The 13,325-nt window shown below is 67.5% G+C and carries 9 protein-coding genes and 1 pseudogene; 4 read left to right on the forward strand and 6 right to left on the reverse strand.

What is annotated here, in order from left to right:
• Positions 1 to 623: 623 nt before the first annotated feature.
• The 6 genes and pseudogenes from VGC47_14725 to folB all read right to left on the reverse strand — a co-directional run bounded on the left by VGC47_14725 (position 624) and on the right by folB (position 6,632).
• Entirely contained in the window at positions 624 to 2,771 is a 2,148-nt protein-coding gene (locus VGC47_14725; GenBank protein ID HEX9856563.1) for a hypothetical protein, read from the reverse strand.
• A gap of 575 nt (positions 2,772 to 3,346) precedes the next feature.
• Complete coding sequence (locus VGC47_14730; protein HEX9856564.1) at positions 3,347 to 3,682, reverse strand: hypothetical protein; 336 nt, start codon at positions 3,680 to 3,682, stop codon at positions 3,347 to 3,349.
• A gap of 280 nt (positions 3,683 to 3,962) precedes the next feature.
• Positions 3,963 to 4,970: a GTP 3',8-cyclase MoaA gene (moaA, locus tag VGC47_14735; GenBank protein ID HEX9856565.1), complete on the reverse strand. Its 1,008-nt coding sequence runs from the start codon at positions 4,968 to 4,970 to the stop codon at positions 3,963 to 3,965.
• A gap of 170 nt (positions 4,971 to 5,140) precedes the next feature.
• Positions 5,141 to 5,761 (reverse strand): GTP cyclohydrolase I FolE, encoded by a 621-nt coding sequence (folE, locus tag VGC47_14740; GenBank protein HEX9856566.1) that lies wholly within the window; start codon positions 5,759 to 5,761, stop codon positions 5,141 to 5,143.
• A 102-nt stretch (positions 5,762 to 5,863) separates the two neighbouring features.
• A pseudogene (folK, locus tag VGC47_14745) lies at positions 5,864 to 6,259 on the reverse strand (2-amino-4-hydroxy-6-hydroxymethyldihydropteridine diphosphokinase).
• Between the two features lie 19 nt (positions 6,260 to 6,278).
• Positions 6,279 to 6,632: a dihydroneopterin aldolase gene (folB, locus tag VGC47_14750; GenBank protein ID HEX9856567.1), complete on the reverse strand. Its 354-nt coding sequence runs from the start codon at positions 6,630 to 6,632 to the stop codon at positions 6,279 to 6,281.
• Positions 6,633 to 6,704: 72 nt separating this feature from the next.
• On the opposite strand from folB, the gene VGC47_14755 reads away from it, so the two are divergent.
• The 4 genes from VGC47_14755 to VGC47_14770 all read left to right on the forward strand — a co-directional run.
• Entirely contained in the window at positions 6,705 to 8,420 is a 1,716-nt protein-coding gene (locus VGC47_14755) for a phospho-sugar mutase (GenBank protein ID HEX9856568.1), read from the forward strand.
• A gap of 84 nt (positions 8,421 to 8,504) precedes the next feature.
• Positions 8,505 to 9,554 carry a class I fructose-bisphosphate aldolase gene (locus VGC47_14760; protein ID HEX9856569.1) on the forward strand — a complete coding sequence of 350 codons (1,050 nt, stop codon included), beginning with the start codon at positions 8,505 to 8,507 and terminating at the stop codon, positions 9,552 to 9,554.
• 118 nt (positions 9,555 to 9,672) lie between these two features.
• A complete protein-coding gene (locus tag VGC47_14765; GenBank protein HEX9856570.1) occupies positions 9,673 to 12,300 on the forward strand; it encodes a DivIVA domain-containing protein in 2,628 nt (875 codons plus the stop codon).
• 108 nt (positions 12,301 to 12,408) lie between these two features.
• A partial coding sequence (locus VGC47_14770; protein HEX9856571.1) for a D-glycerate dehydrogenase occupies positions 12,409 to 13,325 on the forward strand: 917 nt, incomplete at its 3' end.

A 13,325-nucleotide genomic window follows, 5' to 3' on the forward strand; every position in this document is an offset into this window, starting at 1 on the left:
AGTGGTGCGTCGTCCTGGTGACCTCGGCTCTCGACCGCCGGGTGGCCGACGCTGCAAACCGGGGACGGCCACACAAACGCGGTCTCCCGCTCGGCGGGGGACCGGCGAGCGGTCGCCCTGCGACCCGAGCCGAGGGGGCACTTGGCAGACCGGACCGTAGGGCCCCCTCGACTCGGCCTGCGGCGCTCGTCGATCCCCCGGAAACCGGGGGATTGCGTAGAAGCCTGTCAACCGTACGGACGGCCACCCACGCGGTCTCCCGCTTCGCGGGGGACCGGCGAGCGGTCGCCCTGCGACTCGAGCCGAGGGGGCCGCTTGGCCGACCGGACCGGAGGGCCCCCTCGACTCGGCCTGCGGCGCTCGTCGATCCCCCGGAGACCGGGGGATGAGCGTAAGAAACCGAGCCGAGGGGGCACCTGGCCGCCAGACACTGCCCCCGCCTCCTCGACTGGGCCAAACGCGGTCTCCCGCTCGGCGGGGGACCGGCGAGCGGTCGCCCTGCGACCCGAGCCGAGGGGGCACCTGGCAGACCGGACCTCCGCGTGGCCGACGCCGCAAACCGGGACAGCCGCGGCCCGTGGTCATCAATCCCGCGACACCACTAGCTACCTGGTGCGTACCGATCAATCGTTGAAGAAATACCGCGAGGGTGGACACAACCCACAGTCGCCGAGAGTCGTCGACGTTGGCTCCTGGTCGTCCTCGCAATCAGGATCGTCGCTGACCTGGGTCACATCGATGGTGTAGGCGGCGCCGGGAGTCACCGCAGTCACGAGCAACATCGTTGTCCCCTCCAACGTCGCTGGGGGAACGTCCTCCCAGGTCCCGGCTTCCCCGGGAACCCCTCGTCTCCACGACGCCCGGAGATCACCCGTTTGGATAGTCTCGAAGCAGGCGGTGTTCCCATCGGGGACGGTGATCTCCAGCCGCCGCACACCGAACGGTTGAGTCATCAACGTCCCCGTCAGTGGCCCGAAGACGTCGAGTTTCCACGTCCTCGGGGTGTAGGGGACCGTGCCCGGACCCTGATCCGGAATGTTCGCGTCGGTCAGACCCCTCTCGAAGTCGTGAAACAGTTCGTCCATCGAGTCGACCCCAGCCAGCGCCGCCACGTGGTCGCCCCCAACCGGAAGGTTTCGAATCAGAGCCATGTTTCCTTCGGGGCCGATGAAACCGTGGAGATACTCGAAGAAGATCCAGTTCGTCCATGTCCGACCTTCCAGAGTCGTCGACAGTTCGATGTCGGACAGTTCCAAAGGCAGGATGTCGTGCTCGAGATTCACCCGCGGGTACACATAAGCGCTGAGATAGTTGACTAGGCCCCGGCTCCACCATCTGGTGCCCACCTGATCGGCCTTGATCGTTGTGTTGAACTCACGGGCGATGAGGCAGAAAGCCATTTCGCGGGCCACGATCTGACCGAACTTGGCATCATTGAATTCGGCAAGAAATTCATCGATGTACAGAACACATTCAGGTCCGAGATAGTCCACATACAGGGTCTTTCCGCCCGCCTGAAGCATTACGTACACCGAGGGCATCTCCCCCAACGCCTCGTACTTGGCTGCGGAATCGAGGATCGCCAACTTTGCCGCCTCGATGTCGCCGCTCTGCCATTGCAACCCGTTGATCAGATCGGCCCAAAGCGTATATTTGTCATCGGGCACCCCCGCCCTCGACGGCAGCGGTATCTGGTCGAGGCACGACGTGCCCGGATCAGGGCTCTGGCACGCGTCGGTTTCCTCTTGCGCTAGAGGCGCAGCTGAAACCGACAGACTGCGTGGGGCGGCGCGGGTGCGCAGCAGTTCGAGGTCTTCGGAGCTGAATGTGATCCCGTCGAGCAAGAGTTGGATCTCGGTCTGTAGCGTCGGGTCGTCGCCGTTCTCGAGATAGTCCCTAGCCAACTCGATGACGAAAGAAGCAGAACTGTCGATCAGGTCGGGGCCACCCACAACAGCCGAGGCTTCGACCTCACCAGCGAGATACCCAAGAGTGGCGGCCAAACCTTCGCCCCGGGACCATTCGCCGCCCGCCTCCCGGGCGAGGAGGTTCTCCGAGAGGTCTACACCGGATGAGTCCGGGAGCGGTTCGTCATCGAAGCTCACCACAAGAGGCTCCACGGGCTCAGACAGGACGAAGACACCAGGGAACCTGGGAAGTGCGAGCCGGGCCAGGTCGACGGTGATCTCACGCTGAACGTCTTCGTCAACGTCGGGACGCCCGAGAACCACCCTGAAGAAGAGGTCTCCGTGCTGGGTGAGCTGGTGGATTGCAACTACACCGGACGCGCCGGCGTCATCGGTCTCGGGACCGCCGAACCAGAGGGCTCCGTCACCGAGATCGGATATGGGCTCACCGGTGGTGCCGATGATGACCGCCCCGGGGGCAAAGTCGTCGGGGCTGCCCGGTCCAATCTGCACATAGAAGGTCGGATCCGAGGAAAGGGCCTCGTGGCACACCTCGTGTTGGGAGATCTGCGAAGCGCCACCACCTCGATCAGGGTCGTCAGCAACCCCCAGGGCCTCAGTGACCTCGTCGAGCGTTATGAGTGGGCCGCAGTCGACCGGGGGGACCTCTGAGCTCGGGGCGGGCCCAACTACGGTCGACGTAGGTTGGGCTTCTGAGACGACGGTGGTATCCACGGCGACGGGGGCCGAATCTCCACCGGAGAGGCGACCGACGAGCGAAGCCCCAACGACAACGATCGCAACGATCCCGATCACGTTGACGACCTGTCGATTCTGACGGATGAATTCCTTTGCTCTGTCCATGTCCTTGGCCCTCGGGTCGCTGCAGCCTACCGGTGGCCAGCGGCTGAGCAGATGTCAGCATCGACCTATACGTTGAGACCGGCTGGCGACGATCGGTCGATCCCGACCAAGAGCTACGGCGACGAGCGGCCGGGCGGAGGACGAAGGGGTGCTCCCTCGGGACGCGTGCGGAACGCCGAAGACGCAGAAGGGTAAAGCTCCTGGTCAGAGGGTTGCAAAGGACCTCAACCGCCGATGTAGCTCATTTGAAGACAAGGTGCTGGTCGTTCGTCGTTGTCACTCAAAATATACTGTGACCTGGGGAAATAGGAATTACACGCTTGTCATTACTACGCGTCATTTCGCGCCGTATTCCGTCCTCTCGCGGAATATCCGCGGAACGCGAGGAACGAGCCGAGACCGCCTTCCTGTGGGCACATGCGACTCTGCGGATCCGAATGCGTTGATCGACGTGGCAGATCCCGCCACGCTGTACCTACGAGGGCCGACTCATGGCGCAGAGACTGGGCGGCGTGGCCAGGTTTCTAGTCTCCTCTCCGCGAGTCCTCGCTACTCGAACTGAGCCATCAATGACGTCATCCGCAGCCCGGGACGCCGACGATCTCCCCGCCTTGGCCGTTGTGTAACCCGGGGGCGCCGTCCTGTGGGCCGTTGGTGGGGATGGGCCCGATGCCTGGCACTACCGAGTGGTGCACGTTGTAGTGGAACTCGTTGAACGCCTGCTGCAGGCCGGGATCCTCGCAGATCTGCGGGCCGACCGGGACGAGACCATTCGGCGTCGCAATGAAGTGCCTGTGGTCCGGTGGGCTGGTGAGCTCATCCGGTGGGTCCGCGATCGCGCCGCTGGCAAACGCCAGCAGCAAGGTCACCGCGGCTCCGACGACGAAGCTGATCCTGACGCGAGTTCTCATTGTCTGGTCTCTCTCTAACGGTGGTCTTGAAAGTCTCATAAATTCCTCCTGAATCTTTGCTGTTGTGCGGTCGCGCCCCGGACCTTCCCGAGATCGCTCCCTCCATTTCCTGCACCGGCGGGCACAACCGAGACGGCCAACACTCCCATCCTAGCTAGCCCGAATCCGAGGACCGGGCCCGGGACACCATTGATGCTGCGCATGGTGCTCTCGCGGAACCTGTGCGGAACGCCGAAGACGCAGAAGGGTAAAGCCCCTGGTCAGAGGGCTGTGAAGGCGCTCAGCCCCCGATGTAGCTCATCTCGACCTTCGGCAGGGCGATGGTCGCCTCGGAGCGGATCTCGGAGTAGCGGTCGGCCCTCTTCGTCCATACGCCGGCAACGATCGCATCGAGCTCGTCGTCCGAGGCGCCGGCGCGCAGCGGGTCCCGCAGGTCGGTGCCTGCCGTGGCGAACAGGCACGTGTAGAGCTTGCCCTCCGCTGACAGCCGCGCCCTCGTGCAGTCGCCGCAAAACGGCGACGTCACCGAGCTGATGACCCCGATCTCGCCTGCGCCGTCGCGGTAGCGGTACCGGTCTGCGACCTCACCTCGATACGACGGGTCGACCGGATCGAGCGGCCACTTGGAACCGATCGTCTCGATGATCTCCCGGGCGGGAACCACATCGTCGAGGCGCCAGCCGTTCGTGTGGCCGACGTCCATGTACTCGATGAAGCGAAGGATGTGTCCGCTACCTCGGAAGTGGTCTGCCATCCCGACGACGCTCTCCGAGTTGACGCCGCGCTTGACGACCATGTTGACCTTGACGGGAGCCAGGCCGGCGGCCGCCGCTGCGTCGATCCCCTCCAGCACCCGGGATGCCGGGAAACCGACGTCGTTCATCGCCATGAATATCTCGTCGTCGAGCGAGTCGAGGCTCACCGTCACGCGGTCGAGCCCAGCGGCGGCGAGACCGGCGGCGTCTCGGGCGAGCAGCGATCCGTTCGTCGTGAGCGTCAGGTCGCGGATGCTCTCGATCCGGGTGAGCTGGCCGACGAGGTCGGGCAGCCCTCTCCGCATGAGCGGCTCCCCCCCGGTGATGCGCACCTTCTCGACACCGTGCCCGGCGAAGATCCGGGTGAGCCTGGCGATCTCCTCGAATGTGAGCAGCATGTCACGGGCCAGGAACTGGTACTCCCGGTTGAAGACCTCCTTGGGCATGCAGTACGTGCAACGGAAGTTGCATCGGTCCGTGACGGAGATACGAAGGTCACGAACGGGCCTGTCGAGCGTGTCGAGGAGTGGCATCGGCGTCATGGTAGGGATGGGTCGGGTCGTCGAGGACGGTCGCTGGCGGGACCGACGCAGCACGAGCAATCCCCGGCAAGGTGCTGAGATAGCGTGCTGGAGCTCGCCCCTGCGCGACGGCCCGGTGAGCGCCTGTTTCGAGCTCCCGCTGGCTCTTCCTCAGACCCCTCTCAGCGTTGGATGAGCTGGAGCACCTCGGATCGGGTCCGGGCATCCGACTTGAACGTTCCGAGCATGGCGCTGGTCACGGTCGAGGACTCCTGCTTCTGCACGCCGCGCATCATCATGCAGAAGTGGGCGCCTTCGACGACGACGGCGACGCCGTGTGGAGCGAGGATCTCGTCGACCGCCTCGGCGACCTGGTTCGTCATGCGCTCCTGGACCTGCAGCCGCCTGGCGAACAGGTCGACGATGCGCGCCAACTTGGACAGCCCGATGATCTTGCCGTTCGGCAGGTAGGCGACAGCCGCCTTGCCGAAGAACGGCAGCATGTGGTGCTCGCACATCGAGTAGAACTCGATGTCCTTGACGAGCACCATCTCCTCCGCCCCCTCTGCGTCGAAGATCGCACCGTTGACGACGTCCTCGAGGGATGTCGAGTAACCGCTCGTGAGGTAGTCGAGGGCCTTCGCCACCCGCTGCGGCGTCCTGGCGAGACCTTCTCGTTCGGGGTCCTCCCCGAGCTCGAGGAGCTGCTGGTAGACGAGCGACTCGAACTTCGGGGCGTAGACGTCGGTGTGGGTGTCCCAGTCGTCGCCACCCCTGGCGGTGTGCGGAGGGGCGAGCCGCATGTCGGGCACCGGGGTTACACCGCACGTGTCGGCCACCTGCTGGGCCGCGATGGCGGCGAGTGTCGCCCCGGTGGCAGGGTGGGTGAACGTGGGCGCCACGTCTCCTGCGGGTATGGCGACGTAGGCCGCGGTCGTCGCGTCCGGGGCGGGGATCTCCCATCCATCGAGCTCCTCGACGCGATCGGCGTAGTACACGACGTCGAGGTCGATCGTTCGCGGGGCGTTGCGGTCGTCGGTCCTGACACGTCCCAGCGCCCTCTCGAGCTTCTTGAGCTCGTCGCGCAACTCCTTCGGATCGAGTGACGTGCGTGCCAGCACTGCGGCGTTGTAGAAGTCGGGCGATCCGTCGGAGCCGACCGGCGTGCTTCGATAGACCCGGCTCACCTGCTCGACCTCGATGCCACGGTGCCGGCGGAGCAGCCTGATCGCCTCGGCGATGTTCGCCTCGCGCTCGATGTTGGAGCCGAGGGAAATGATGGTCTCGGTCAGGTCGGTCATGGATCACCTCCTCGGGGGGTCAACGCCGACGGTGAATTGTGATTCCCACCGAGCGCGCATTGCGAACCGCGCCCGGCTTCTCCACCTTGACCTCTACGGATGCAACTCTCGAATCGGTTGCGAGGCAGATATCTGCGATCTCCTGGACGAGACGCTCGACGAGCATCGGAGTCCCCCCCTCGACGTGGGCGATGATCGCCTTGGCGACGGTCCTGTAGTTCACGGCGTCGGCGATGTCGTCGCTCTTCGCCGCCGCAGCCGTGTCCACCTCCATGGTCACGTTCACCCTGATCGTCTGGGGCGTGACCCGCTCCGCCGGGTTGATGCCGATGATGCCCGTGATCTCGAGGTCCTCGATGTGGATGCGGTCCATGCTCGTGGAGGGTACCGGCCCCGGCGGCCTGCGATGGAGGCTGCTTTCGTCCCGTCGGTAGTCTCCGGCTCAGTGTCACGCACCACCGACCTCGAAGCCGCCGTCAGAGGCTGGACGGCGGCCGACCCCGATCCCGCGACGCGCGCCGAGTTGGACGGGCTCCTCGAGGCAGGACACTTCGACGAGCTCGCCGACAGGATGGCGGGGACACTCGAGTTCGGTACCGCCGGTTTGCGCGGAAGGGTCGAGGCGGGCTCGAACAGGATGAACCGGGCCGTTGTCATCACTGCGACCAGGGGCCTCGCCAGGTATCTGCTGGACCGCAGGGACGAGCCGCTCGTCGTGGTCGGGCGCGACGCCAGGCTGTCGAGCGAGCGCTTCATGACGGACACGGTCGGCGTCCTGGCAGCCGCCGGGGTCAGGGTGCGCTACTTCCCCGAACCCGTGCCGACCCCCATCGTCGCATTCGCCGCCAAGCTGTTGGGAGCGGAGGCGGCCGTCGTCATCACCGCCAGTCACAACCCGCCGCAGGACAACGGCTACAAGGTCTACGACGCCAACTTCGCCCAGATCGTGCCGCCGGTCGACTCCGACATCGCAGCCGCCATCGCATCGGTGGGCGCCGCGTCGGACGTCCCCAGCATCCGCGACCCGTTCGGGTCGGAAACGGATCTGGCCACGGCCGTGCCCGACGACGTCTTCGAGCGCTATCTCGACGCGCTCGCCGAGTTCCGGGGCGATGTCGCCGGGGCACCAGAGCGGCGCATCGTCTACACGCCGCTGCATGGAGTCGGCGGGAAGTACGTGGTGGCGGCGCTCGCCCGCTTCGGGCACCGGAACGTCTTGCCCGTGGCGGAGCAGTTCGAACCGGACGGCCGGTTCCCAACGGTTGCCTTCCCGAATCCGGAGGAGCCGGGGGCCCTCGACCTGGCACTCGAGCTCGCCGCCGAACGCCGGGCCGATCTCGTCCTGGCGAACGATCCCGACACAGACCGGCTGGCGGTGGCCGTCCCCGACGGAGATGGCGGGTTCCGTCCCCTCACCGGCAACCAGGTCGGCGCGCTGCTCGCCGACCACATCCTCCATCGGACCCGGGAACCGCACCCACTGGTGATCAACAGCATCGTGTCGACGCCGCTGCTCGAGTTGATCGCTCGCCACCACGACGCCGCCTACACGACGACGCTCACCGGCTTCAAGTGGATCTGGAACGCCGCCCTCGAAATGGAGGCGGAGGGAGCCGGTCGGTTCGTGTTCGGTTTCGAGGAGGCGCTGGGCTACTCGGTCGGCAGGATCGTCCGCGACAAGGACGGCATCTCCGCCGCCGTCGTGTTCGCAGACATGGCGGCCGCGGCAGCCGCCGAGGGCAGATCCGTGCTCGACGAGTTGGCCCGCATCTACGGGGAGCACGGCCTGTGGGTGAGCACCCAGCTGAGCATCCTCCGCCAGGGCCCTCGAGGAGCCGCCGAGATCGGGGCAGCCCTCGACCGGCTGCGGGCGACGCCGCCCGAACGCCTCGGCGGCCACCGGGTCACCGGGATCGCCGACTATTCCGTCGGAGCAGAGGAGCGCCCCCGCTGGCTGGCTGCGACGGACCTGCTCGTCATGACGCTGGGCGGCGGAGGCCGGGCACTCGTGCGTCCGAGCGGCACCGAGCCGAAGCTCAAGATCTACGTCGATCTCAACGAGACGGTCGGCCCCGCTGAGGCGATGGCGGCGGAGCCGGCGCTGCGTCGCAGGGCCGACGATCTGGCGAGGGCGGTTGCCGAAGCGCTGCAGTTCGCTTGATGCGCCCCGCGCCCTGCCAGGCTCGGTCGGGCTGAGAGGCTGCGATAATGGGCAGGCGAACGCAACCGACACCACGGAGTCGACATGGACATCGAGAAGCTGCTCGGAGGCGAAGCTCACGACCTCCTCACTCACGAGTCGAAGGGCATCCCCAAGGAGGACCTCCACTTGCCGGGGCCCGACTTCATCGATCGGGTCTTCGTGCAGACGGACAGAAGCCCCCAGGTGCTCCGCAACCTGGCGGCGCTGTTCGGCACCGGGAGGCTGGCCGGAACCGGGTACGTCTCGATCCTCCCGGTCGACCAAGGCATCGAGCACTCGGCGGCGGCTTCCTTCGCGCCGAACCCCCGCTACTTCGACCCGCAAAACATCGTCGAGCTGGCCATCGATGCCGGCTGCAACGCGGTCGCCTCCACGTTCGGCGTGCTCGCCTCGTGCTCGAGGAGGTTCGCGCACCGCATCCCGTTCATCGTCAAGATGAACCACAACGAGCTTCTGTCGTACCCGAACCGGTACGACCAGGTGATGTTCGGCTCGGTCGACCAGGCGTTCGACCTCGGCGCAGCGGCAGTCGGTGCAACCATCTACTTCGGGTCCGAGGAGTCGACGAGGCAGCTCCAGGAGGTGGCCGAGGCGTTCGGACTCGCCCACGAGCTCGGCATGGCGACGATCCTCTGGTGCTACGTGCGGAACAGCGCCTTCACCGTCGACGGCGTCAACTACGAGGCGTCCGCCGACCTGACGGGGCAGGCGAACCACCTCGGTGTGACGATCGAGGCGGACATCATCAAGCAGAAGCAGCCCGAGTCGAACGACGGCTACGGGGCCGTCAAGTTCGGCAAGACCCACAAGCGGGTCTACGACGAGCTGACCTCCGACCATCCGATCGACCTGACGCGCTGGCAGGTCGCCAACTGCTACATGGGTCGCGCCGGTTTGATCAACTCGGGCGGCGCCTCGTCCGGCGAGGGTGACCTCGCGCAAGCCGTCAAGACGGCGGTCATCAACAAGCGCGCCGGCGGCATGGGACTCATCTCGGGGCGAAAGGCGTTCCAGCGCCCCGCTTCGGAGGGCGTCGAGCTTCTCAACGCCATCCAGGACGTGTATCTCGACGACGAGATCACCATCGCGTGACCTTGCGAAAGCCTCCCTCCCGCGGCCTTCGTCGCGGCCCCTTCGGCGTGGCGGGGCGGTGCCGCCGTTGGGCCGAAGAACCGTCAAGCGTGCCCGAGATCGGACCGATAGGACACCCGTGAGGGACCCGAAGCCACTCCCTGAATCAATCGACAAGCAGTCATTCTCTCTCGCAAGACGGGGCTACAACCAGAAAGAGGTCCGCGCCTACCTCGAGGATCTCGAGCAGGCATTCCGTGACCTGGAGCGTTGGGCGTCGCAGACGAAGGAGCGTCTTGTCGAGACGGAGACGGAGCTGTCGCGCGCCAAGCAGGCCGAAGAGAAGTCGATGGACAACGCGATGTTCGCGGTGTTCGACGCCAAGGATCGCATCCTCGAGCGGGCACAGCGCGCCGCCGAGGAGATCGAGCGGGAGGCTCGCCGCACGGCCGACGAAGTGGTCAGCGAGGCGCGCTCGAGAGCGGGCTCGGGGGACCTCGACGGGCCGTCGTTCGATCACGTCGCCGAGGCGCGCGCCGAGGCTGAGCAGGTCGTCGCCGCAGCCCGCCGAGAAGCGGAGCAGATCCGGTCGGAGGCGGCCTCGGCCATAGGGCTCGTCGACGAGTCGACCGCCAACCGGATCGCCGAGCTCGAAGACCTGCTGGTGGCGCGTGATCGTGATCTCGGGACGCTGCGTGCCGACCTCGAGAACGCCCGCGCCGGCGACATCGAGTTCAAGGACGCAGTGCGAGACGCCGAGCAGCGGCTCGCCGAGGCGGAGCGCCTGCTGGCGGAGGCGGAGCACCGCTCGGGAGACATCGTCGCCACTGCTACCGCCGAGGCGGAGCAGATCGTGGCCGCGGCCGGAGCGTCGGCCGGTGCACTCGGCGAGGACACCCAGATGAGGATCGACGACCTCGAAGCCCGGGAGCGTCAGCTCGAGGCGGCGAGTGCCCGGCTCGAGGCGCGCCAGGCCGAGCTCGAGGCGTCGCAAACGGCGGCAGACCGCATCGTCGAGGACGCCCGCCTCGAGGCGGAGAGGATGCGCCACGAGGCTGCTACGGAGGCGGCCGACATCCGAGCGGCCGTCGAGCGGGAGCGGACCGAAGCATCCGCCGCCATGTCGCTGGACGATGCCGCAGGCGAGGCGGGACGGATCCTCGAGCAAGCCAGGCTGGAAGCTGACCAGATCAAGCGCGAGATCGAGGCGGCGGCGCAGGAGAAGCTTCGGGCGATGCTGCGCAGCGCTCAGGAGGATGCCCAGCAGGTCAAGCTCGAGGCCAAAGCCGCCGCGGAGAGGGCGCACCACGAGGCTGCATCCGCAGCCGGCCTCCTGCTGACCGAGGCCGAGGAGAAGACGGCTTCGCTCGTTGCCGAGATCGAAGCGGCGGCCGCCCGAAAGGCAGAGATCGAGGCCCAGCTCGCCGAGCGTGAAGCTCGCCTCTCGCAGCTCGGTGTGGACGAGGAGGCCGCCATGGCCGGCGAGCGTGAGCTCGCCGAGAGGCTCGCCGGCGCCGAGGCTCGGGCCGCCGCGACGATCGCCGCAGGCGAGGCGAGGGCTGCCGAACTGGTGGCGGCCGCCGAAGCGCGCGCCGGTGAGCTCGAGGCGGAACGGGCCGCCGCCGCCAACCCGGAGGACGAGATCGCCGACCTGCACCGGCAGGCCGAAGAGGAGCTGGCCGCGGCGCGACAGGAAGCCGCCGAGGCACGCAAGCAGATCGAGCTCGAGCAAGTGAGGATCGAGGAGCAGCGCAGGCAGGCCGAGGAACGGCTCGCCGAGGCCGAGCAGAAGGTCGTCGCTGCCGATCAGGCGCTGACCGCGGCCGGCGCGGGCTCGCCGGCGATCGAGGATGCCCAGCGGGCGGCCGCCGAGCTCCTGGCGGCGGCCGAGTCGAAGGCTGCCGAGATTCACGCAGACGCCCTCGCGGCGTTGCGCGACGCCCACGACAGGGCGGGTCGGGGCATGGACGAGGAGCAGGCGGGCGGCAAGGCTCAGGCGATCCTCGCAGAGGCGGAGGCCAGGGCACGCCAGGTCGAGGAAGCCGCCGAGCAGTACAGGATCGACGCCCAGGACGAGGCGCGGCGTACGAGGGAGCAGGCGATGCAGATCCTCGCCGACGCCGAGAAGGAGAAGGCCCAGGCTCGCGAGGTGGCCGCCCCACCCGAGGCGGTCGCCTCGCTCGCCGCCGAGCGGGATGCCGCCTTGCGCGAGGCAGAGGCCTTGCGCGCCGAACTGGCGCAGATCGAGGCGAGTGATCCCGACTCGGGGCCGGTCGTCGAGGCAGCCCGCGTGGCCGCAGAGGCCGAGGCGCAGCGGATCCGCCAGGCCGCCTACGACGAGGCCGCTGCCATCAAGTCGCAGGCCGACGAGGCACTCGAGAGAGCGGCGGAGACGGCCGAGAGGATGCGCGCCGAGGCCCTCGAGCTGCGCAGGCACGCAGCCGAGTCCTCCCACCCGGGGACGGCCGAGCCGCGTCACCTCCAGCCGGTCCGCGACGTCGACGCCGGCGGCTCGGGTTTGGCGGCAGAGAGACAGCCGGCAGACGACTCATATGAGGCGCCGACCGTGCTGGCCGGCGAGCCGGTCGACGAGTATCCGGCGGCGCTCGGCGACGACGTCCCGCGGCGGTCCGAGACGACCCGCTATGCGAGGCAGTCGGCACAGCTGCCGAGGATCGGCGAAGAGCAGGCCGGTTCCGTCCTGGCGTCCATGGCAGGGTTTCGCAAGAAGGGTCGCGTCGTCGAGAACGACGACGAGGACGACTAGTCACCCGGTCTGACGTCCCGCTTCTCACCTTCGTGACTCCCTGCCCCGCCTCGCTTGCGGGGATACCGGCCCGTCGCACATCCAGCATCCGTCTGCCATCGTTCAGGCGTGGCACAACCGCACGTCGTCGTGACGAGGCGCCCACCTGGGATGGCGCTCGACATCCTGCGTGACGCGGCCCGCGTCGAGTTGTGGACGGACGACGCCGTCATGCCGCGCCACCGGCTTCTCGAAGCGGTCTCGCCGGCCGCCGGGCTGTACTGCATGCTGACGGACGAGGTCGACCGGGAGCTGCTCGACGCGGCACCGAACCTGCGGGTCGTGTCGACCATGGCCGTCGGCGTCGACAACGTCGACCTCGACGCATGCACCAAACGCCGAATCCCCGTCGGCCACACGCCGGACGTCCTCACCGAGACGACCGCCGACACGGCGTTCGCGCTTCTCCTCGCCGCGGCGCGCCGTGTCGTGGAGGGCGTCGACCACGTCAGAGACGGCAAGTGGCTGCGGTGGGAGCCCGGGCTGCTCTGGGGCGCAGACGTGCACTCGTCGGTGCTCGGGGTGGTCGGCTTCGGTCGCATCGGAGCTGCTGTGGCCCGCCGCGGCCTCGGATTCGGCATGCGAGTCGTCACTGCGACTCGGTCCGGGGCTCTCCGGGCCGGCGCCCCCGCCGGCGTCGAGGTCGTGACGCTCGCCGAGCTCCTCACGATGTCGGATCACGTCGTGCTGGCCGTGCCCCTCTCCGACGAGACCCGCCATCTGATCGACGACTCGGCGCTCCGCACCATGAAACCCACCGCCACTCTCGTGAACATCGCCCGCGGCGGCATCGTCGACCACGACGCACTGCTGGTAGCCTTGCGTGAGGGCACGATCGCCGGTGCGGGCCTCGACGTGACGGATCCGGAACCGATCCCGAGCGATCATCCCCTCGTCGCTCTCCCCAATTGCGTGGTCATCCCGCACCTCGGCAGCTCCTCGGCGGCGACGAGGATGGCGATGGCGGAGCTTGCGGCCCGCAACCT

It is taken from the genome of Acidimicrobiia bacterium, from assembly GCA_036396535.1.
Classification (GTDB): domain Bacteria; phylum Actinomycetota; class Acidimicrobiia; order Spongiisociales; family UBA5794; genus DASWKR01.